General features: G+C 61.3%; 15 protein-coding genes and 1 pseudogene. 7 read left to right on the forward strand and 9 right to left on the reverse strand.

Features of this window, described 5'->3' with window-relative positions; translation table 11 throughout:
* Nucleotides 1-129: 129 nt before the first annotated feature.
* Both PQU95_RS17980 and PQU95_RS17985 read left to right on the forward strand, forming a co-directional pair.
* Nucleotides 130-1,068: pseudogene (locus PQU95_RS17980) on the forward strand (TniB family NTP-binding protein); the annotation flags it as partial.
* A complete protein-coding gene (locus tag PQU95_RS17985; protein ID WP_272753281.1) occupies nucleotides 1,061-3,034 on the forward strand; it encodes a TniQ family protein in 1,974 nt (657 codons plus the stop codon). The pseudogene PQU95_RS17980 and the gene PQU95_RS17985, both read left to right, overlap by 8 nt.
* Before the next feature lie 369 nt (nucleotides 3,035-3,403).
* Here the strand turns inward: PQU95_RS17985 and PQU95_RS17990 are convergent, their stop codons facing one another.
* From PQU95_RS17990 to PQU95_RS18005, 4 genes are all read right to left on the reverse strand, one after another.
* Nucleotides 3,404-5,590, reverse strand: a complete 2,187-nt coding sequence (locus PQU95_RS17990) for an AAA family ATPase (protein ID WP_272753282.1) — start codon at nucleotides 5,588-5,590, stop codon at nucleotides 3,404-3,406.
* A gap of 480 nt (nucleotides 5,591-6,070) precedes the next feature.
* Nucleotides 6,071-6,874, reverse strand: coding sequence for an HNH endonuclease (locus PQU95_RS17995; protein WP_272753283.1), 804 nt, complete (start codon nucleotides 6,872-6,874; stop codon nucleotides 6,071-6,073).
* Entirely contained in the window at nucleotides 6,867-8,198 is a 1,332-nt protein-coding gene (locus tag PQU95_RS18000; RefSeq protein WP_272753284.1) for a DUF3427 domain-containing protein, read from the reverse strand. The genes PQU95_RS17995 and PQU95_RS18000 overlap by 8 nt, the downstream gene beginning before the upstream one ends.
* A 146-nt stretch (nucleotides 8,199-8,344) precedes the next feature.
* Nucleotides 8,345-8,953, reverse strand: coding sequence for a LysE family translocator (locus tag PQU95_RS18005; RefSeq protein WP_272753285.1), 609 nt, complete (start codon nucleotides 8,951-8,953; stop codon nucleotides 8,345-8,347).
* 180 nt (nucleotides 8,954-9,133) lie between these two features.
* On the opposite strand from PQU95_RS18005, the gene PQU95_RS18010 reads away from it, so the two are divergent.
* Both PQU95_RS18010 and PQU95_RS18015 read left to right on the forward strand, forming a co-directional pair.
* Complete coding sequence (locus tag PQU95_RS18010) at nucleotides 9,134-9,601, forward strand: Lrp/AsnC family transcriptional regulator (RefSeq protein ID WP_017510180.1); 468 nt, start codon at nucleotides 9,134-9,136, stop codon at nucleotides 9,599-9,601.
* 381 nt (nucleotides 9,602-9,982) lie between these two features.
* Nucleotides 9,983-13,045, forward strand: coding sequence for a transglycosylase domain-containing protein (locus PQU95_RS18015; RefSeq protein WP_272753286.1), 3,063 nt, complete (start codon nucleotides 9,983-9,985; stop codon nucleotides 13,043-13,045).
* A 156-nt stretch (nucleotides 13,046-13,201) separates the two neighbouring features.
* Here PQU95_RS18015 and PQU95_RS18020 read toward each other — a convergent pair whose 3' ends face one another.
* Nucleotides 13,202-14,293, reverse strand: a complete 1,092-nt coding sequence (locus PQU95_RS18020) for an extracellular solute-binding protein (RefSeq protein ID WP_272753287.1) — start codon at nucleotides 14,291-14,293, stop codon at nucleotides 13,202-13,204.
* A gap of 10 nt (nucleotides 14,294-14,303) precedes the next feature.
* Complete coding sequence (locus PQU95_RS18025; protein ID WP_272753288.1) at nucleotides 14,304-15,662, reverse strand: NAD(P)/FAD-dependent oxidoreductase; 1,359 nt, start codon at nucleotides 15,660-15,662, stop codon at nucleotides 14,304-14,306.
* A gap of 103 nt (nucleotides 15,663-15,765) precedes the next feature.
* Between PQU95_RS18025 and PQU95_RS18030 the strand changes: the two genes are divergently transcribed.
* Nucleotides 15,766-16,680, forward strand: a complete 915-nt coding sequence (locus PQU95_RS18030) for a LysR substrate-binding domain-containing protein (RefSeq protein ID WP_272753289.1) — start codon at nucleotides 15,766-15,768, stop codon at nucleotides 16,678-16,680.
* Nucleotides 16,681-16,768: 88 nt separating this feature from the next.
* Here PQU95_RS18030 and PQU95_RS18035 read toward each other — a convergent pair whose 3' ends face one another.
* The 3 genes from PQU95_RS18035 to PQU95_RS18045 are packed head-to-tail and all read right to left on the reverse strand — an operon-like array spanning nucleotide 16,769 to nucleotide 19,531.
* Nucleotides 16,769-17,527, reverse strand: coding sequence for a transporter substrate-binding domain-containing protein (locus PQU95_RS18035; RefSeq protein ID WP_272753290.1), 759 nt, complete (start codon nucleotides 17,525-17,527; stop codon nucleotides 16,769-16,771).
* Nucleotides 17,524-18,366 (reverse strand): carbon-nitrogen hydrolase family protein, encoded by an 843-nt coding sequence (locus tag PQU95_RS18040; protein WP_272753291.1) that lies wholly within the window; start codon nucleotides 18,364-18,366, stop codon nucleotides 17,524-17,526. Before PQU95_RS18040 ends, PQU95_RS18035 begins: the two co-directional genes overlap by 4 nt.
* Before the next feature lie 10 nt (nucleotides 18,367-18,376).
* Entirely contained in the window at nucleotides 18,377-19,531 is a 1,155-nt protein-coding gene (locus PQU95_RS18045) for a methionine aminotransferase (RefSeq protein WP_272753292.1), read from the reverse strand.
* Nucleotides 19,532-19,642: 111 nt separating this feature from the next.
* Here PQU95_RS18045 and PQU95_RS18050 point away from each other — a divergent pair, with 111 nt between their 5' ends.
* Nucleotides 19,643-20,524 carry a LysR substrate-binding domain-containing protein gene (locus tag PQU95_RS18050; protein ID WP_272753293.1) on the forward strand — a complete coding sequence of 294 codons (882 nt, stop codon included), beginning with the start codon at nucleotides 19,643-19,645 and terminating at the stop codon, nucleotides 20,522-20,524.
* A gap of 139 nt (nucleotides 20,525-20,663) precedes the next feature.
* A complete protein-coding gene (locus PQU95_RS18055) occupies nucleotides 20,664-22,331 on the forward strand; it encodes an ABC-F family ATP-binding cassette domain-containing protein (RefSeq protein WP_272753294.1) in 1,668 nt (555 codons plus the stop codon).
* Nucleotides 22,332-22,517 lie beyond the last annotated feature (186 nt).

Below are 22,517 nucleotides of genomic sequence, written 5' to 3' on the forward strand. Positions count from 1 at the left end.
GACCATGCCGATTCGGGATTGGAAGGCGGCGCTGACTCGCTTTACCATTCAGTTCGAGGAACGCATTCCACAGGCGTAACCCAAACCCCGTTTACACAAAAATTCGGACAGGCCCGCCACCAGCGATTCCGAAATGCTGTGTTCCTAATCGCCGAGTTGCACCACCGACGTCGTACCCATGGTGTGGGCGGTGGCATGCTACTGATCGGGCCTTCCGGTGCCGGTAAAAGTACCGTCCTGAAAACCTATGCAGCTGAATATCCCCGCACCTTTGGAGCACAACGGACACAGATCCCTGTACTGATCGTTCGAGTGCCCTCCTCCCCCACGGTACGAAGCCTAGCCGGTGCCATTCTTGAGGCCATGGGCGACCGTAAATCACATCGGGGCACTGCACCCGAAAAGACGACCCGGCTCGTGGAGTTCATCAAGCAGTGCGGTGTGGAAGTATTGCTGCTGGATGAGTTTCAGCACCTGTTCTACACCCCGAGCGTGACAGCATTTCGCGATGTCACCGACTGGCTAAAAAACCTGCTGGAAAGCACAGGTCTGGTGGTAATCGGGTGTGGCCTGCCCGCCGCAGAGCTGGTCATCCGTAGTAATGAGCAGTTGTCTCGCCGCTTCTCGCAATGCATCCCGATGGACCCTTTCTCCCTTGAAGATGAGGCAGATTTCATCGAGTACCGCGGCCTGCTCAAAGCCATTGCCTCGTGCCTACCGATGGAAAGCGAGATTCCCCTGCATGAGGCTAATCTTGCCCGTCGCATTCATACGGCCAGCTTTGGCTTACTCGACTACACCATCAAGCTACTAGAGGGTGCGGTATGTGCCGCCAACCTGGCCAGATTGAATACGTTGTCGCTAGACGTGCTGGCTGCTGGTTTCCGCGAGCGGATCTGGAAAGATGTACCAGACATCCTGAACCCATTTCACCCCGAATCACCCATACGCCCACTAACCCGACCAGGGGAAGTTTTCTACCAGCATACGCGCAAGGACCCTGTTGGCTCCCCCGTCGCCGTAAAACTCGGATTACGGTCCACCAAGGGAGGGGCAAGCAATGCATGACAGTACCAATGCACCACCAATACCGACTCTTTTAATCCGCCCTCATCCCTCTCGGGCCGAGGGGCCCACTGGCTACCTGTTCAGACTGGCAGAAGCCAATTTCATGAATCTGCGGGACCTAGCGCAAATTGGAATCGCATACGACGTCGAGGCCTTACTGCAGCAACAACTACTGCCACACCCGCAGCTCTATCCGGAATTACATGAGCAGGTGCGGTACGTGGCCACGCTTCAGCAAGGACAGCCGGGTATCTGGAATCGTCAGTACGCCCGGTTTTGTCCTCACTGCCTAGGGGAAGATCCACGCTGGCAACTGGGATGGGAGATTCTGCACTTTGACACCTGCCATAAGCATGGCGTGTGGCTCATCGATCGCTGCTCAAGCTGTGGCGAACGCCTAACCTGGCAACGGGATAGCTTGCTGCGCTGTAATTGTGGTGCGGACCTCCGTCAGGAGACGCCGGAGGATGCACCACCCGCCAGCATTTTGCTCGGCGAGGTACTAGAGCAGATTCTGCTGAGACAGGCTATCCGCTACCAGCATGGCTATCCGTTCCATGGGATGACGATTGATCAAGTGCAATCGCTGATCCGGTATCTAGGGGCGTATCTGGATCCGGCTGCACGCCAAAAACCGCTCAAGATCGCCAACGCAGGTGAAATGGTTGTTTCCTGGACGATCTCGTCACTGGCGGCTGAGATGCTGGTTTTCTGGCCAGAGAAATTTCACCGTATGCTCGATGTGATACAGAACACTGGTGGAGAAGCCAGGATCAGTCTAAAGGCCGTGTTCAAGGATGCGTACCAGTACCTATATAAAGGAGGCCTGCGCGGTGGTATCTACAGTCCTGTGAGGGAAGCATTTGAACAGTGGGTCTCTCATAACTGGAAAGGCGCACTGGCCAAACGAAACCGACGCCTGACCGATACCGTACTGGAAAATGTACAGTGGATACCGGGCAAGGCTGCAGCAGACCGGCTCGGTATCTCGATGGCCAGGCTGAGGTATCTCGTCCGATCTGGGCAATTGGATGGACAAGAGACAATCAGCGCCAAGGGCAGGCATTTCCTGATGGTGCGGAAAGACCAGCTGGCACGTGTGGAGGAGGAGCTGGCTGGAGAAATCACCCTGAGTAAGGCCATGGAGATTCTTGGGCTGGGCAAAGTAAGGATGAGGCGGATACTGAAGCTGCTTTTCCCATCCGCCAGACGTGTGAACGACCAGCAGCACCTGCCGTGGTGCATCTCCAGTACGGAGGTATACCAGCTGGCAGAACTGGGCGAGGCGCTTCCTCGTGTTTACTACATAGAAGATGACGAGATATCGCTCGCGGACGTCTTACAATACTGGCAGTGGAACGCGGACGAGGTTGTGTCGTTAGTGGAGGAGGTCAAGGCGGGGACACTGGTGCTGAACAGAACGCTTATCGGCAAAACAGGCATCAGCCGCTGGGTGTTCAAGCGTAAGGATCTGATCCAGTGGCGAGCCACCATGCAAACAGATCGGGCCAACTGGATTACGATTCCCGAGCTTGCGGAAGTGCTGGTGGTAAAACAGCAGGTTGCCTACTGGCTCACCCAGAACGACTACATTCGGTCTCACAAACTCGGGACGAGCAAGCACCATGGCTCCCGAGTCCGAAAGGTCGACGTGGATCGGTTCCTCCGTCAGCACATCTTCGGTACTGAGATAGCTGATAGGATTGGCCGCTCCCCCAGAAAGGCAATGCTCATGCTGAAGGCTGTGTCGATCTATCCCCTTCGGGGAACCAGCATCGAAGCATGCCGCCAGTTGGTATATACTCGTTCCGAAGCGCTTGAACGGTTCATCGCCAAGCACAGCGTCGGCGATCTGACGAAGTGGCACGACACCGTGAAGCGACGTGCTAACGCATGGGAGAGGATAATCTACGAAAATGGGACACCGGTGCCTGATCCGTCCCACTTTCAGCTAGAACCCCGTTGATTTAGTAATGTCCCAAATCTAGACGGAAATGGGATCCTACAAAAAATGTAGGATCCCACGAATATCTAGATTTCTCCTACTTTTCTAGATTTTTGGGATTCTGCCTGCTGTACTCAGCTTAGCAAATGGCCTCCACCTTTGGAGGCCATTTTTCATTGCAAGGTAACCGATAAGACTTTCCGTCATAGTGGTCAGTGGTCTGCCTATTGGCCTAATCAGACGATATTGTGCTCGTTGAAAATGGCCGCTTAACTTTTATAAGCGGCCATAAATGTATCTAGTAACCGCGTGGCGATTCACTGCATTTTGTCACCACCTTGTTATCCAGCACGTCATCACTATTGCTGACTTCAGGATGAGACGTTGCCATTAGTCTCTGAGCTGCTTCACATCATTGTACAAGCTGTAAAGACGATGCGCAGACATATCAAGGATTGGCTCGTACATAAATGAGTTCAAATGGATGTTCTCTGGGGTCATCAAATTAACCTGATCCAACAAGCGTATTGTTTCGGTCTTATCAGAAAACATATCAACATACTTATCAAATAGCTCTCGTGTCTGATTAGACTCGATATCATCTACAAATGCCTGGTCATTAATCTGTGCAATCATGAATTGCTCCGCTTTCAATCGGATAGCCATTGCAATAATAACTTTGTATTCAAGCTCTGGTGATTCATCCGCAGCATTTGATAATTCGTCTGCTTCCTGAAATATCTTGTCAATCACACGTGATGTACTATCAGGCAGGATCAAGGCAGGCTTATCTACAAGTACAGCACGATATATATTTTGCAATTCCTGTACCGTGATATTTTCACTATTTTCCTTAAGATGAAGCAATGATGTCAGTATTGCGTAATGGGCCACGTGCCCACAATATTCAGCAAGATTTCGAACAAATGGAATACTGGCAAGCATGTAATGCTCATTTTTATGCATATCTCGTTTCCAAGCGACGAATACATCATTCTGATACATTTCAAGATTAAGCTTTATTTCCGTAGATGTCTTAGTCGCCAGCATTCGCCTCTTACGTGCAACGGAGTTTCTGCTTCCTATTATTCTCCCACCTACAATTCTATGGAAATCGAAGTTATGGGTAAGGATAAAAAGGTAGAAATGTGATACTTGCGCAATGTCACGTAGATACTCAACGATTGCGTATTTGTTCTTATAGTCGAAGGAGTCGGCAATATCGTCTATCACAATCAATACCGGTGCGCCTGCATTCTTTTTGGCTTCAATTTCAAAGAGAACATTCAGTATGTAAAGCGCACGCTTCTCGCCTTGGCTTAGCGTTTCGAGCAGAGTTTCATGTTTAACCTTCTGCTGACCACCGCGTCCATCATCAAAGTCAAACTCGATAGATGGGGCCGCATTGTTCAGAATGACATCTTCCTGGTTGTCTACCCTAAGCTTGAACGGAACAGAAAATCGCTTGTTGAATATATCGACCACACCCTTCCAAATCGTTTCCTGCTGCTTCGCTTGATCAATAATGTATTTAACTTTTTGCTGATTCGATTTGTAGGTTGAAACAAGGTCATCCCAAGCTGATTGGTGTGATTGAAGGTAGCCTGTAATCAGCTTTTTCTTGAAGTTCTTCACATCCTTATACTCTGGCAACAACTCTTGGTGATCTGAAATGAAATCCCGAAAGGCCTGAGTCTCTTTTGTAGTTAGTTTTTTATCGACCTTGCTAAATTTCTCTCTTAGTTCTGGATTCTGAAAAACCTTATTCTGCTCTTCCTGCAAAATTTCATTCAACCGGTCTTTTGATGTTATCTCTTGCTTTTGGCCACTGATTGAAAGATTGACACTGTGAGATGCATCAAAGAAACCTGTATCGGATAGGCTTTTTGAAACAGTCCCCGCTTTCTGGTGATTGAAATTCCTCGACAGAACCGCTGATTCTCTAATGAGCTTTTCATAGGTTTCCACATAATCAGATAGCTCTTGATCAAAGCTGTCTGTGGATGCGAGCTCCATAACTTTTTGATTAAAAAGATCACCATATTTAAAATCGGCAAAACTATAATAGTCTTGTGTACTCTGAAGCTTCAAATCTGCCAACAGATCAAGAAACTCTTTCTCTGGCCGATCAAATGCTTCACAGATCAAATCCGGAATCGCTCTGCTCTGCTTTCCTGAGGACTTTGCCAACTCTTTTATTAGCAGGGCTCTTTTATCATCTACTTCTTTTAATGCTTCATCATAGTCACGCTTTAGAGCCTCATTAACCAATAGCGTGGAAACCTGCTTGGAACTATAACTTTCGTCGTATGAATTAATGACCATTATCTGGCCAGCATCAACAGGCTGGCCATCTAAAGTGACAAGTCGTTTCGTTGCTCGCTCACGAAAGATAATGTCCTTTGACTGCCTACCTTCTTCAATGTCCTTTAGTGTCTTGGCCAGGGAGGTCTTCAATGTTCCATTGGGCGCATACAAAGAGCACACGCCGTTAATGCCATCTATTCTGGTAAAGTCTAACTCCTTCACCAGTTTATTGATGCCATAACAGTTCTCCAGATCGAGTCCAAGTTTCATTTTGACTCCCTTTTCAAATTTTTTATTTCAAAAACTGTGAGTTAACACTGCTCACGCATATCTGCTTTAAAACTCGCCCATCGAATTAGATATAGTAAACGTCACACCATCCCCCAGTTCTTCAAAGCATGCATAACCAAATGTTGCTTTTTTAATTTTACTCCGAACATTATTCCACCTAGAAGGGCATATTTTTGATTTCCAAAACGAAATCGAGCATTTCTATTCCATGCTTTTCGATCAGCACTGCCCAGTCGGGGTTACAACCGCTGAAGGCTCCCACGAAGATCTAGATTTTTCCCACTTTTTTATATTTTTGGGATTCTGCTCACTACACTGATTTCAATAAATGGCTCTGTTGTTTTTAGGGTGTTTTCATACCAGAGCCTCCTATTCGAGTCAGGCATTTGCTGCGTTTAATAGGCCATTACACCACCAATCAAGACCATCCCGGTGCGTCAATTTAAATAGCAAAAAAATTTACGTCCCATCCAAGTTCGAAATTGCTAAAGCAGACTTAACGTCTTCGACACTGAGCCATGTACGCTTCGAGTGGACGATGCGATGGCAGTTAGAGCACAAGAGCACAAGGTCTGCCACATTTGTTTTCTCTCCCGGCAACATTGTATGAACTGGCTTTGCGTGGTGAACATCAATGATATTAGTGCCAAGTACGCCATACTGCTTCGAAAAATCGAAACCGCAAGCTGCACAGGCCAACCGGCCATACCGCTTCATCGCTTGAGCTTTTGCCTCAACCACAAGTCTCCTGTCTCGCTCCCTGTAGCGATGCATACGCGTAGCAACCTTGCCCTCTTCTGCTTCCTCAATACCGGGCTCATCAGGACCAGCTAAATCCACATTGGAAAGATCTTTTGAAATTCCCAGCCGAATGAATCGAGCAACTGCAACAAGCCTTACAGGATCACTAGCAAATTGAGCCCAGACACATTCTTCGTCTTGGTTACCTCTGGTCAGACCTTTCTTACCCTCTGCCACGTAATCAGGATCGAGTCGCCTAAAGTTCATCAGCTTCATGTAAACGCCGTTCGTGTTCCGATAGCTAGTATCTGTTCGCTGGAACAGTGCAGCACCAAGCTGGTTTAGCACCTTGGAAAGCTCTGTGACTTCTGGGGAATCCTTACCCGGCAGTGAGGCCCGGTGACGCATGTAAAGGTCTAACGCGAGAATCAGCTCGTCTCTCGACCAGCTGGGATTGCGCCTGGCTTTTCTATCCAAAATGACCGCCTGCATTGGCAGGTCTACCTCTACATTTTTAGACACTTCCCACCCTCGCCCTAAAACTCACCGCCTCTAGCTGACAGTGCTGCCCCACCGGCCCCGGCAGCTCAAAAAACTGCACGCTGTCGGCGTCTTCACTTAGCCCATACACGCGGTACAGCACGTAGGCGTCTGGGTATTCGCTGGACACGTTTACCTCGTTGGCCGAGATATAAAACGGCGTGTCGGCGGGGCCTTGGGTGGTTTTTACTTCGATAAATTTGGCGCGGCCGTCTGGGTAAAACGACGCAATGTCGTAGCCGGCGGCCGCGTTTTGCAGCGCCACATGCTTTACTTGCGCGGCCAAGTCGGCGCGGCCTTGTTGCTGTAGCTGGGCGATTTCGTATTGCAGTACCCGCTCTTCACCGCGCAGCCCTAGGTCGCGGTTGCGTTGGTCGCGGGCGGCCCAATCGATGTTGGCCGCAACGTGCTTGGCTTTGCCGCGCTTGGGCGCAGGGTTGGCCGCAGGGGGGTCTACGCGCTGTAGTAACGGCGGCTGGGGCGTGGCGGGCGCGGCTTGGTACAGCGGGTTGAGAGCGGCGCGGTACGGCAGCCCCATCTCGCTTAGCTGCTCGGGGGTGCGGTCCCAGTGCAGGATTTGCCATTCAAAATGCACCGGGTTTTGTTTGCTGGGGTGGTGGTAGTGGTAGGCCAGCACGCCCATATAGGCGTATTGGTCGTGGCTGTTACCACGGACAAACAAGTGAATATTGCTTTGTGCGGCGTCGTGCTGCTGCAGGCGCTGGATAGCGGGTGAGGCAAAGTCGTGGCGGCTTTGCGATTCCCAAATCAGGTAGCCGTCTGCGGTGATGGCGTCTTGGTAGGGGTTGCCTTCGGTGGGCGGCCCCAGCGTGACCAAAAACACAAACTGGCCACTGTTTTTGGGCGTTTCTACTATGCCCGGAATCCCCCAGCGCCCAGACCCACGGCTAAAGCGGCAACCCGGCTCAAACAGCTGCGAGATGTCTTGGCGGCTATAGCGCTGGTAACGCTGTAGCGCCAGCTTGGGCACGATCTGAAATCCCAAACCTTGCAAGATGGCAAAACACGGCGAGCCTAAGCCACCGGCAAAGGCTTTGGGCGGCAGCGGCTGGCCCAGTAGCTGACCTGCGGCCAACCCCAGTATGGCTTTGGGCGGGTAGCGCTGGGTGTCGTGCAGCAAGTCGTAGTCGGTAGAGTCGCTATAGCCATACTGCGCGGCGGTACGGTAGCTAAAGCCTGCTAGCGCTGCCAGCACGTGCTGCTGGCTAAGCCCGGCTAGGTACTGGCGCAGCTGATGAATACGGCCGCTGGGGCCGGTGGAAACCGCCGTGATTGCACTTGCCATATGCTTATTTCAATAGAATTTATGGCAGCTTATGGCATGGTTTCTATGGATGCAATATGTATATCGATAAAGGTTGGCCGCAGCCAAGCGGGGCCTACTGCCCCGCTGTTTAGCCGGGGGCTAGGCCTGCGGCCAACCCTTCACCACTACGCCGCCAGCTTGCCGGCGGCCAGTAGCAGCAGGCTGCCGGCGCTGGCTTCGGCCAGGCGGCGTTTGGCGTCGCTGATGCCGCCGCGGCGGGACATGCTGGCGGCGCTGTAGCCTATCAGGCCGTATACCACGGCACAGCTACCGATAAAGATGGCGGATAGCAGCAGCGCCTGCAGGGCCACGGCTTCGCCGGGCTGGATGAAGTTGGGCAGGATGGACAGGTAGATCAGCAGGCCTTTGGGGTTCAGCAGGCTGGTGACAAAGCCGCGGGCAAACTGCCGCTGCGTGGGGTTGCCGTTTAGCGCCAGCGCGCCGGGCTGCATGGCCGAGCGGAACATCTGCACCGCCAAGTACAGCAGGTAGGCCAGCCCCGCCCAGCGGATGGCGTGAAACAGCGGCGGCCAGGCGGTAATGAGCGCGGCAATGCCGAATGCGGCCAACAGCGCGTGCACGCAGTAGCCGGTAAGAATGCCGGCGTTGGCACGGGTGGCGGCGGCGCGCCCGCCGGTCAGCCCCTGCGAGGCCACAAACAGGATGTCGGGCCCCGGGGTGCACACCAGCGGGAAAACAGTAAGGCCGAATAGCAGCAGGGTGTGGCTGGTCATGGTGTTTCTCCCTAGTGGTGCCTGCCGCCGCCAGCGCAGCAGCCGGGGGAAACGGCGGTGCCGCAGTGGGCGGGGCAGGCAGATACAGTGTAGGGAAAGGCGGCCAGAATAGGCTTGCGTAGTGCGCGGCTTTTATTGCCATAATGCAATCCGGTTTCACAAAACAGGCAGGGGTTGCAATTGGATGCCGTAAAACTGGATAAGCTCGACCGCCGCATTCTGCAGGCGCTGCAGCGCGATGGCCGCATACAAAACGCCACCCTGGCGCAGCAGGTGGGGCTGTCGCCGTCCAGCTGCCTGCGCCGCGTGCGCCAGCTGGAAGAGGCGGGGGTGATCAGCCGCTACGTGGCGGTGCTGGATGGCAGCAAGGTGGGCGCGGGGCTCACGCTGTTTGCGCGGGTATGGCTAAAGGCGCAAGACGCGGACACCACCAACCACTTTATCCAGGCGGTGCGCGATATGCCGCAGGTGGTGGAATGCCACGTAATGGCGGGCGAGTGCGACATGCTGCTGCGCATTGTCACCACCGATCTGGCGTCGTACCGGCAGTTTCACGCACACGAGCTCACGCGCATTGCCAGCGTGCAAAGCGTAAAAACCGAGGTGCCGATGGAAACCGCCAAGCTCACCCACGCGCTGCCCTTGTAAGGTTGGCCGCAGGGGCGGCCTGCCCCGGCCCCTCTGCCGCAGGGCGAGGGGTGGCAAACACCGGCATGCTGCTGGCGGCAACGTTGGCCGCAATGCGCCCTCACCCCCGGCCCCTCTGCCGCAGGGCGAGGGGTAGCAAACACCGGCATACTGCTGGCGGCAACGTTGGCCACCACGCGCCCTCACCCCCGGCCCCTCTGCCGCAGGGCGAGGGGTGTAACTACCCACTCCGCCCCGCCATGCTTGCAATAAAAAGCGCTGCACTGCTGGCGGGCTGGCTATGCTTGAAACTGGGCAGCCCGCTGCCGTGGCCTGCGCGCCGCGGCAACGCCGGCGCTGCCTTACTGTCTGATGCCGTGTTCGTTGATAAGGGGCAACGTCATGGAAAACTCGGGGACCCAAATCAAACCGCGCTTGCAGGTATCGGGGGTGCGCGTGCTGCAGGGCGCCGTGCTGCTGTTGCTGCTGGGCGGGGTGGCCACCTGGTGGCTGCTGGACGAGCTGGCGCACTCGCGGCTGCAGGCGCGCTACTTTGCCGGCGTGGCGCGCGACGCCACCTACCGCGTGCAGCCGGGGCCCAGCCAGGCCATGCGCTACCCGCAGCCGGGCGGGCCGTACGATGTGCGCCTGGGCTACGCGCAGCTGCCGCAGTACTTGCAGCGGCTACAGCAGCGCGGCTATCAGGTGCACAGCCAGGCGGTACAGTCGCAGCCGATGCTGGCGCTGGCCGAGCACGGCCTTACCGCGCCGCTGCTGCCGCTGGGGCTGTTTGTGCCCTACGCCGAAAAAGACCAAGCCGGGCTGACGCTGGCCGACAGCCGCGGCCAGGCTTTGTACCAGTCTCGCTTTCCGCAGCGGGTGTATGCCGACTTTGCCGCGCTGCCGCCCCTGCTGGTAGACAGCCTGCTGTATATCGAAAACCGCAGCCTGCTGCAGCAGGAAAGCCCCACCCGTAACCCCACGGTGGAATGGGGGCGGCTGGGCAAGGCGGTGTTTGATAAAGCCACCCACGTGTTCAACCCCGGCTACCGCCCGGCCGGCGCCAGCACGCTGGCCACGCAGATCGAAAAATACCGCCACTCGCCCGGCGGCCGCACCGCGTCCGAGCAAGAAAAGCTGCGCCAGATGCTGTCGGCCTCGGTGCGCGCCTACCGCTTTGGCGAAGACACCCTCAGCGCCCGCCGCCAGCTGGTGCTGCAGTATCTGAACACCGTACCGTTGGCCGCACGGCCGGGCATAGGCGAAATCGCCGGCATCGGCGACGGCATGTGGGCGTGGTACGGCCGCCGCTTTGGCGAGGTAAACCGCGCGCTGGCGGCGCAGTCGCCGGTGCCGCTGGCCGAGCGCGCCGCGGTGTTCAAAGAGGCGCTTAGCCTGATGATTGCGCAGCGCAGCCCGTCGTATTACCTGAACGAAGACATTGCCGTGTTGCAGGCGCTTACCGACAGCTACCTGCGGCTGATGGCGCGCGACGGGCTGATCTCGCCGCCGCTGCTGCAGGCCGCGCTGGCGGTATCGCTGCAGCAGGAGCGCGCCCGCGCCCCGCAGCAGGCCGCCGCCCCGGCGCAGGTAAAAGGCAGCAACGCGGTGCGCATCAAGCTGGCCAGCCTGCTGGGCGTGCCGCGCCTGTACGAGCTGGACCAGCTGGACCTGAGCGCCCACAGCACGCTGGACGCCACGCTGCAGCACCAGCTTACCGCCGTGCTGCAGGGCCTGCGCCAGCCGGACGCCGCCCGCGCCGCCGGGCTGATGGACGACCGCCTGCTGCAGCAAGGCGCGCCAGAAGGCGTAACCTACAGCTTTACCCTGCTGGAGCGCACCCCTGGCGGCAACAAGGTACGGGTGCAGGCCGACAACTTCGACCAGCCGCTGGACATCAACGAAGGCGTCAAGCTGGACCTGGGCTCCACCGCCAAGCTGCGCACGCTGGTGACCTACCTGGCGGTGATCAGCGAGCTACACCAGCACTACGCCGCGCAAGACAAGGCCGTGCTGGGCAAGGCGCTGCAGCAGGACGAGCTGCCGCTGCTAACGCGCTGGGCCATCGACTACCTGCGCCAGCAAGACGACCGCAGCCTCAAACCCATGCTGCAAGCCGCCATGGCGCGGCAGTATTCCGCCAGCCCGGCCGAGCAGTTCTTTACCGGCGGCGGCCTGCACAGCTTCAACAACTTCGACAAGCAGGATAACGGCAAGGTGATGTCGGTGGCCGAGGCCACGCAGCGCTCGGTCAACCTGGTGTACGTGCGGCTGATGCGCGACGTGGTGCGCTACTACATGGCGCCGGTAGGCGGCGACGCGCTGCCGGCCGACGACCTGGCCTACCTGCGCCGCTTTGCCGACCGCGAAGGGCGCACCTTCCTGGCCCGCTTCTATAACCAGTACCGCCACAAAACGCTGGCCGAGGTAGACCAGCGGCTGGGCCAGCGCGCCGCCGGCCGCGCCAAACGGCTGGCCATCATCCACCGCAGCATCCTGCCGCAAGCCAGCCAGGCGGACTACCTGGCGTTTATCGCACAACACGCCGGCAACGCCGCCAGCAGCGACGAGAAAACCCTGCTGCGCCTGTACGCCGACTACGCCCCCGGCCAGCTCAGCCTGGCCGACCGCGCCTACCTGGCCGGCGTGCACCCGCTGGAGCTGTGGCTGGTGGCCTACTGGCACACCCACCCCGGCGCCGGCTGGGCCGAGCTGGTAAAAGCCAGCACCGACGTACGGCAAGACGTGTACGCCTGGCTATTCAACAGCCATGCCAAAGGCGGCCAGGCCTCGCGCATCCGCCAGATGAAAGAGGTCGACGCCTTTGCCCGCGTACACCAGCAATGGCGGCAAATGGGCTACCCGTTCGATACGCTGGTGCCGTCCTACGCCACCGCGCTGGGCGCCAGCGCCGACCGCCCGGCCGCGCTGGCCGAGCTGATGGGCATCCTGTCGGCAGACGGCCGCCACCTGCCCACCGTCTACCTGGACCAGCTGCAGTTTGCCGCCGGCACCCCGTACGAAACCACGCTGCAACAGCGCCCGGCAGCGGGCAAGCAGGTGCTGCCGCCCGAGGTGGCGCAAGTGGTGCGCGACACGCTGCAGCAAGTGGTAGAGCAAGGCACCGCCCGCCGCGTCAACGGCGCCTTCGACCTGGCCGACGGCAGCCACATTGTCATCGGCGGCAAAACCGGCACCGGCGACCACCGCTTCAAGACCTTTGCCAAAGGCGGCGCGCAAACCGGCGAACGCGTGGTCAGCCGCGCCGGCGCCTTTGCCTTCTACCTGGGCGACCGCTACTTCGGCACCCTGGTGGCCTACGTGGCCGGCGAGCAAGCCGGCAGCTACAAGTTCACCAGCGCGCTGCCGGTGCAGATCCTGAAAACCATCGCCCCCACGCTGCAGCAGCACCTCACCTTCACCCCGGCACCGGGCGACAGCGCAATGCGGCCAACCTCGCACTAGCGCCAGCAGGCTGGCGGTACGCGGCAGCGCCGGGGTTGGCCGCAGCACCCCACCCACCAGCCCAAGTGCCGCCAGCGCACCGACGCTGCCTTTCCCTCCCCCACAGGTGGGGGCTGCCGGTAACCCGCTCGGCCCACCTTGGCCGGCCTGGCATGGCTAGCGCCCGCTGCGCAGCTGCTGCCAGATGCGGGTATAGCCGCTGATGGTTTTGGCGTCCTGCGTCAGCGATACGTAGCTGCCTTGCAAGTCGGCCGCTTGCGGGAAGATGGTGCGGTTGTTTACCAGCGCCGGCTTCATGTACGGGCGGGCGGCCAGTACCGCGGTGGCGTAGGCCACGTGGTCGGCGTTGGCGGCGGCGGTTTTGGGCTCCAGCATGGCGTTGATGTAGGCGTGGGCGTTGTCGACGTTGGCCGCGTCACGCGGGATGGCCCACATGTCCACCCACAGGTCCACGCCGGGCGGGATCAGCGCCTGGATCTTCACCCCGTTGCGCGCTTCTTCGGCGCGCTGGCGCGCCAGGTTGAAGTCGCCGTTGTAGCCCATGGCCACGCACAGGTCGCCGCTGGCCATCTGGTTGTAGTAGCCGGACGAGGAAAACACCTTGTAGTACGGGCGCACCGCCTTGAGCTTGCTGGCTACCGCCTGGTAGTCGGCCAGCTTGTTGCTGTTGGGGTCGAAGCCGAAGTAATGCAGCGCGCCGGGGAAAAACTCGCTGGGCGAGTCCAGCACGCTGATGCCGCAGCCTTGCAGCTTGGCGGCGTACTCGGGCTGGAAGATCAGGTCCCACGGGTTGGCCGGCAGCTTGCCGCCCAGCGCCTTGTTCACCTTGTCCACATTGATGCCCACCGTATTGAAGCCCCAGTAATTGGGCACGCCGTAGCGCTGGCCGGGGTCGAACTGTTCCACCAGCTTCAGGATGGCCGGGTCCAGGTTCTTGAGGTTGGGCAGCTTGGCTTTGTCCAGCGGCAGAAACAGCCCGCCGCGTATGCCCAGCGCCAGCGTGTTGTGCGAGGGCACCACCACGTCGTAGCCGCTTTTGCCGGTCATCAGCTTGGCACGCAGGATCTCGTTGCTGTCGAATACGTCGTAGCGCACCTTGATGCCGGTGGCGCGGCTGAAGTTGGCGTTGGTGCTGTCGGCTACGTAGTCGGTCCAGTTGTACACGTTCACCACGCCGGCGGCGTGGCTGGCCAGCGTGGTGGCCGCTAGCGCGATGGCCAGCAACGGGCGGTAGATCAATGCAGTCATGCGGGGCTCCTCAAGCAGGTTCACTAAGACGGTCGCGCCAGGCGTAAGCGGTATAAGCAAACTGCAGGCCCAGCTTTTGCAGCGCGGTGGCGGGTGGCAGCCGTGGTGCCAGGCCGTGCATGGCGCAGGCAGCTTCGCTGGCGCTGGGTGGCTGGCCGGCCATGGCCCGCGCCAGCGCCCGCCCCAGCCACGGCATGGTGCTGACGCCGCTGCCAAAGCAGCCGGCGGCGTACCACATGCCAGGCAGGCCGGGCAGCGGGCCGTATTGCGGCAACAGGCGGCGGTTAACGGCGATCAGCCCGCGCCAGAAGTAATCGATATCCACCCCGGCCCAGGCCGGAAAACACGCGGCCAACTGTGCCTGCAAGGCGGCGCGCTGGCGCTGGCCGCTGGCGTCGCTGCCGCTCAGGTCGCCACGGGCGCCAAACAGCAGGCGGCCGTCGGGCAGCCTGCGCCAGTAGCTCAGCAGGTGACGGGTGTCGAACATGGGCGTGTGGGTGTGGTAGGCATAGGCGCCCCACTCCGCTGCGCTTAGCGGGCGGGTCACAATGATGTTGGAGATCACTGGCAGCGTGCGGTGGCGCAGCACCGGCGGCAGCCAGGCCGGCAGGTAACCGTTGGTGGCCAGCAGCAACTGGCGCGCGTGCACCACGCTGTCTGCCGCCTGCAGCGTGTGGCCGCCACTATGCGGCTGCCAGGCGTGTACGGCTTGCTGCGGCAGCAGGATGGCACCGTGGCGCTGCGCGGCCTGCGCCAGGCCGCTGGCCAGTGCCAGCGGGTTCAGGCCGCCACCGTGCAGGATGTGCAGCGCGCCGTACTGCGCGTCGCCCGCGTGGCCACGGCCGGCAAACTCGGCCCGCGTCAGCAGCCGGCTGGCTACCGGCGTGTGCAGCCGCCAGGCGTGGTACTCGTCCTGCAGGCCAGCCCACGCGGCCGGGCTGTGCGCCACCACGTAGCTGCCTTCGCCGCAGGCCTGGGTGGCGATGCCTTCTGCCGCCGCCAGGCTGGCCACCAGCTGTAGCGCTTCCTGTTGCGCGGCCATGAAGCCGGCGGCGCCGGCCTCGCCCAGCGCCCGTTGCAGGCCGATGTAATCGTGTTTGGTAGCGGGCAGCGTGTTGAAGCCGGCGTTGCGGCCGGAGGCACCCCAGCCGATATCGCCGGCCTCCAGCACCGCCACGCGGGCGCCGTGGTCGCGCGCCAGGTGTAGCGCCGCCGATAGCCCGCAGTAGCCGCCGCCCACGATCGCCACATCCACCGTGTGCTCGCCGCTGCCGGGCGCCAGGGTTGGCCGCGGCGTGGTGGCGTGCCAGTAGCTGGGCGGGCTGTGCTGCGGGCGGTACTGGTCGGCGTGGTAGAAAGGCTGGTACATGGCGGCTCCACAAGTATTGCCACAGTGTGGCGACGGCAGTGCGCTACCGGCAAGACACGCTTTTTGCTACCTTGTGTTAGTTAATTTAACCGCTGGAGCCGCCATGGCCCGCCGCCTGCCCCCGCTTAACAGTGTTCGCGCCTTTGAAGCCGCCGCCCGGCTGGGCAGCTTTGTCGCCGCCGCACGCGAACTCAACGTGACGCAGCCGGCCATCGGCCGCCACGTACGGCAGCTGGAAGACTGGCTGGGGGTAGTGCTGTTCCAGCGCAGCGCACGCGGCGTGGCCACCACCGCCGCCGGCACGCAGTATCTGGCTACCGCCAGCCGCCTGCTGGACGAGTTGGCCGCCGCCAGCCAGCAGCTGCAAGGCGGTGGCCTGTTGCGGCTGATGGTGGTGCCGGGGCTGGCGCGGCGCTGGCTGGCACCGTTGCTGGATGGCCTGCTGGCCGAGCGCCCCGGCCTGCGGCTGGCCATCGAGCCGCACGCCACCTTCAGCCGGTTGCGCCCCGGCGACGCCGATCTGGGCCTGGTGGCAGACGATATCTCCCGTCTGCCCGGCTACTACCACACGCTGGCGGTGCCACCGGTGTTTGCCGTGTGCACGCCGGCCTACCTGGCTAGCCATACGGCCCCGCAACAGGTGGGCGACTTGCTGCAGCACACGCTGATCCACGAAGACGATGGCGACTGGTGGCAGCTATGGTTGGCCGCACAAGGGGTTCACGTACGGTTACAGCCGCAAACGGTGTATTTCAGTGCCGACCAGACGCTGGACGCTTGCCTGGCGCACAAGGGCATCGCACTGGCCAACCCCTTGCTGGTGGCCGCCGAGCTGGCCAGCGGCGCGCTGGTACAACCATTGCCGCAGGCCGTGGCGCTGCAGGGCTACCACTTCATCCTGCCGGACGACGGCAGCGTGGCGCCCGACGTGCCGTGGCTGGTGGCCGCGCTATGCCGGCTGGCCGGGCAGACGGCTACAAAAAGAAACGGGCGCGGCATCGCTGCCGCGCCCTACTGACTGATCTGTATCTACACTGCACTTTCACGCAGTACCGTTACCTTAGCATTACTTTAGTTTTGTGTGAAAACTTTTTATCCCCCTGGCCTTAGTCTTCCAGCAAGCCGGCCAGATTGTGCTTCTTCAGCAACGCCGCGTATTCCCCGCTCTGCTTCACCTGGTCGATAGCCTGGTCGAAGCGGGCCTTCAGCGCGCCGTCCTGCTTGCGCAGCGCCACAGCCACGCCTTCGCCCAGCACCTTGTCCTTGCGGCCGTCAAACAGCGGGCCGGTAAAGGCAAACGCCTTGCCGTTAGGCGTATCCAGGAAGCCCTTCTGCAGCTGCACGGTGTTGCCGAAGGTGAAGTCGGCGCGGCCGGCGGTCAGCTCCAGCATCGGGTCTTGCGCATTCACGTAACGCTTTACCGTGGCCTGCTTGTACTGCTGGGTGACAAAACGGTCTTGCGGGGTGCCGGTTTGCACCGCAATCACCTTGCCGGCCAGGTCCGGCACCAGCGCCACGCCTTTGCGCGCCACGAAACGGTTCTGCATCAGGTAGTACACCTTGCTGAACGCCACCACCTTGCGGCGCTCGTCGGTGATGTTCATCGACGACATGATGGCATCGTATTTCCTGGCCTGCAGGCCGGGGATCAGCCCGTCCCACGGCTGGTTTACCACCTCGCACGGGGTTTGCATCGCCTTGCACACGGCGTAGGCAAAATCCACCTCGAAGCCGGCTACCTTGCCGGCGGTATCCACGTATTCGAACGGCGGGTAGGTGGCGTCGGTGGCGATGCGCAGCGGTTCGGCAGCCTGCACCAGCAGGGGCGACAACAGCAGGGCAGCAAGGGCAAGTGGGCGGTTCATGGTTTCTCCTGGGTAGCAATAAAGGAAGGGCTGGTGAAGCGACGGTGCTGCAAGGCCGGCAGGCGCGTGCGCCAGGTCTGTTGCCTGTGGGTATCGAGTGTGGCCAGCGCCATGCCCTCGCCCTCTTGCTGGCAGGCCAGTACCTGGCCCCAGGGGTCGATGATCATGCTGTGGCCGAAGGTACGTTTGCCGCCGGGGTGCACTCCGCCCTGGCCGGGGGCGATGACGAAGGCCAGGTTTTCCACGGCACGGGCGCGCAGCAGCAGCTCCCAGTGCGCTTGCCCGGTGGTGTGGGTAAAGGCGGCCGGCACGCTGATCAACACCGGCGCCGGCGCCTGGCGGTACAGCTCGGGGAAGCGCAGGTCGTAGCATACCGACAACCGCAGGCTGCCCCACGGCGTGTCGGCGCTGGTAATGGCGCTGCCCGGCTGCATGGTGTCGGCCTCGGCGTAGCGCTCGTGGCCGTCGTCAAAGCCGAACAGGTGCACTTTGTCGTAGCGTGCCACGCACTGGCCCTGCGGGCCGTACAGCAGGCTGCTGTTATGAAAGCGCTGCGGCTGGCTGCCCTGCAAGGGCAGGGTGCCGGCCAGCAGCCACACGCCGTGGCGGGCGGCCAGCGCCGCCATGCGCTGCTGCAGCGGGCCGTGGCCGAACGGCTCGGCCAGCGCCAGCCGTGCGCTGTCGTGCGCCGGCATCAGGTAGAAGTATTCCGGCAGCGCCACCAGCTCTGCGCCGGCGGCGGCGGCCTCGGCCACCCAGGCTTCGGCGCGGGCCAGGTTGGCCGCCAGGTCGTCGCCGGACACCAGCTGGATGGCGGCGGCGGTAAAGGTATGGCTCATCACGCGCTCCTTACAGCCGGCACAGGCGCTCGGCGCCGGCCAGCAGGGTGGCGTCGTCTTTGGCAAACGACAGGCGGATCAGGCGCTGGTCGGTGCCGTCGCCGTAGAAAGCCGACACCGGAATGGTGGCCACGCCGTGTTCGGTAATCAGGCGCTGCACCAGCTGGCTGTCGGGCTCGTCCGACAGGTGGCCGTAGCCCGCCAGCAGGAAGAAGCTGCCGTGGCTGGGCAACAGCTGCAGGCGGCTGCCGGCCAGTGCCGACACCAGCAGGTCGCGCTTGCGCTGGTAGAAGGCGGCCAGGCCCAGGTAGTGCCCGGGCTCGGCCATCAGCCGCGCCAGCGCGTGCTGCATCGGGGTGTCGGCGGCAAACATGGCGAACTGGTGCACCTTGCGGATTTCGTCCATCAGCGCCGCCGGCGCCAGGCAGTAGCCGACGCGCCAGCCGGTCACATGGAAGGTCTTGCCGAACGAGGTCACCACCACGGCGCGCTCGGCCAGCGCCGGGTAGCGGCTCATGCTGTGGTGCAGCTGGCCGTCGAACACCACGTGCTCGTACACCTCGTCCGACAGGATGACGATGTCGGTGCCGGCGGTCAGCGCCTGCAGGCGGGCGGCGTCGGCGGCGCCCAGCACGGTGCCGGTGGGGTTGTGCGGCGTGTTCAGCACCATCATGCGGGTACGCGGCGTGATGCGCGCGGCCACCTCGTCCCACGGGATGGCAAAGTCGGGCGCGGCCAACTTGATCACCACGGCGCGCGCGCCTTGCAGCTCGATCATCGGGATGTAGCTATCGAACGCCGGCTCGAACACGATCACCTCGTCGCCCGGGTGCACCAGCGCCGTTATCGCCGAAAACAGCGCTTCGCTAGCGCTGGCCATCACCGTTACCTCGCTGTCCGGGTGGTAAGGCTGGCCGTACAGGGTGGCTACCTTGGCGGCGATGGCCTCGCGCAGCGCCGGCAGGCCGCTCATCGGCGCGTACTGGTTGTGCCCGGCCTGCATCGCCTCGTGTGCGTAGCGCACCAGCGTGTCGCTGCAAGCAAAGTTGGGCGCACCCTGCGACAGGTTGATGGCTTGGTGTTGTGCGGCCAACTGGCCGATGACAGTGAAAATGGTGGTGCCCACGTGGGGTAGCTTGGACTGCGGGGTGAACGGGGTGTGCATGGCGCGGCTCAGGTGTGTGATGTTGTGCCGCCATTCAACCGTAGCCCGCACTATGCGACAAACGATTTGCAGGCATATCATGGCCGAGAATTTCTCAGCCATGGAGCCGCCATGCCCCGCCCCACCCTGCCGCTGTACGCGCTATCGGTGTTCGACGCCGCCGCCCGCCACCAAAGCTTCACCCGCGCCGCCAACGAGCTATGCCTGACCCAGGGCGCGGTCAGCAAGCAGGTGGCGCTGCTGGAAGCGCATCTGGGCTACGAGCTGTTCCACCGCTTTGCGCGCAGCCTGCGGCTGACACCGCGCGGCGAAATGCTGCACGGCTACGTGCAGCGCGCCTTCGGCGTGCTGGAGCAAGGCCTGGACGCCACCGCCATGCTGAGCACGCCGGTCAACATCAAGGCGCCCAGCTGCGTGGTGCGCTGGCTGCTGGCGGCGCTGCGCGACTTCAACGGCCAGCACCCCGACATCCCCATCCAGCTGTGCAGCAGCCACGACCACGATGTGAACTTCGCCCGCGAAGACTTCGACCTGGCGGTGGTGTACAAGCCACATGCCGCGCTGGGCGCGCTGGATACCCTGCTGTTCCGCGAGCAGCTCACGCCAGTAGTCGCCCCCGAGCTGCTGGCGCGCTGCGGCCAACCTTTGCAGCAAGCCGCCGACCTGGCGCACTTCCCGCTGCTGCACCCGTCGCTGGACAAGCGCGACTGGCGGCAATGGCTGGCGCAGCGCCAGGAAAGCACGGTGGACTACCGCCGCGGCACGGTGTTCGACACCCTGGACCAGGCCATGAACGCCGCGGTGCAAGGCTTTGGCGTGACGCTGGGCGACGTGACGCTGCTGCACGAAGAGCTGGCCAGCGGCCGCGTGCAGGCACCGCTGGGGCCGCCGTTTGCCAACGGTTTTGCCTACGCGCTGGCCATGCGCCCGGACGGCCCGCCCGGCGTGGCCACCGTGCAGCAGTGGCTGCTGGCACGGGCACCGGCAGGCTAAGGCGACGGCGTGGTACCATGCCGGCCTGCTGCCCGCCACGGGCAGCCCTGCCCTGCGGCCAACCTTGGCCGCCCCCTGTCGTTACCCGGCCCCGCGCCAGTGCGGCTTTACCTTTTCGGGTCGCCTGGCGGCTGTATTCATGATCACGCTTAAAAATGTTGTACTGCGCCGCGGTAGCAAGCTGCTGCTGGATGGCGCCACCGTTACCCTGAACCCGGGTGAAAAAGTCGGCCTGGTGGGCCGTAATGGCGCCGGCAAATCGTCGCTGTTTGCCGTGCTGAACGGCAGCCTGCACGAAGACGGCGGCGACTTTCATATCCCGGCCCAGTGGCGCATGGCGCAGGTGGCGCAGGACATGCCGGAAACCGCGCAAAGCGCTACCGACTTTGTAGTAGAAGGCGATACCGCGCTGCTGGCCGCGCAGCAGGAAGTGGCCGAAGCCGAGGCCGGCGACGACTACATGCGCATGGCGCACGCCTACACCGCGCTGAACGACGCCGGTGCGCACGACGCCCCCGCCCGCGCGCAGGCATTGATTCTAGGCCTGGGTTTTAGCGTGGCCGAGCTGCAGCGCCCGGTGAACAGCTTTTCTGGCGGCTGGCGCATGCGCCTGCAGCTGGCGCGCGCGCTGATGTGCCCATCCGACCTGCTGCTGCTGGACGAACCCACCAACCACTTGGACCTGGACGCCCTGGTGTGGCTGGAAGCCTGGCTGAAGCAATACGCCGGCACGCTGGTGGTGATCAGCCACGACCGCGAATTCCTCGACGCCATTACCAATGTGACCCTGCACATCGACCACGGCAAGCTGGTGCGCTACGGCGGCAACTACAGCAAGTTTGAAGACATGCGCGCCGAGCAGATGGTGCTGCAGCAGGCCGCGCAGGCCAAACAGCAAGAAAAGATCGCCCACCTGCAAAAGTTTATCGACCGCTTCAAGGCCAAGGCCAGCAAGGCCAAGCAGGCGCAAAGCCGGGTGAAAGCGCTGGAGCGCATGGAGAAGATTGCGCCGGTACTGGCCGACGCCGAATTCCAGTTCGAATTCAAAGAGCCGTCCAGCCTGCCCAACCCCATGCTGACGCTGAGCGAAGCCGCCTTCGGCTACCCGGCGCCGGACGACGCGCCGGTCGATACACCACCAACCGTGATCGTGCAGGGCGTACGCCGCTCGGTGCTGGCCGGCCAGCGTATCGGCATTCTGGGTGCCAACGGCCAGGGCAAATCCACGCTGGTGAAAACCGTGGCCGAGGCGCTGCGCCCGGTCAGCGGCGAAGTCATCCGCGGCAAGGGCCTGAGCATCGGCTACTTCTCGCAGCAGGAGCTGGACGTGCTGCGCCCCGAGGACGACCCGCTGCAGCACATGCTGCGCCTGGCGCGCGACACCCCGGCCGCGCTGCGCCCGCCGGCAGCCGACTGCCGCGAACAAGGCCTGCGCAACTTCCTGGGCACCTTCAACTTCAGCGGCGACATGGTCAAGCAAGCCGTCGGCAGCATGAGCGGCGGCGAAAAAGCCCGCCTGGTGCTATGCATGATCGTGTGGCTGCGCCCCAACCTGCTGCTGCTGGATGAACCGACCAACCACCTGGACCTGGCCACCCGCGAGGCGCTGAGCGTGGCGCTGAACGAATTCGAAGGCTCGGTAATGCTGGTCAGCCACGACCGCGCGCTGCTGCGCGCCGTGTGCGACGAGTTCTGGCTGGTCTCGCGCGGCGGGGTCAGCGACTTCGAAGGCGACCTGGACGACTACCAGGTGTACCTGCTGGACGAAGCCAAGCGCCGCCGCGAAGAGGCTGCCGGCAAGCGCTGACACGCAGCGGCCCTTGCGCATTTTTGCCAGCGTCAGCGTAATACCAGCCAGCTAAGCGAATATGCTTGGCCATCAAGTGGGTGGGCGTGAATGAAGCGCCCCATCCCGTTGGCGCGAGCCGGGCAAAATGGTGCGCCCCAGGTTTTAAGACGCCGATTTGTTTGAGCTCCGAGCCGTTAGCGAGGG

This window comes from Vogesella aquatica (assembly GCF_028548455.1).
Taxonomy (GTDB): domain Bacteria; phylum Pseudomonadota; class Gammaproteobacteria; order Burkholderiales; family Chromobacteriaceae; genus Vogesella; species Vogesella aquatica.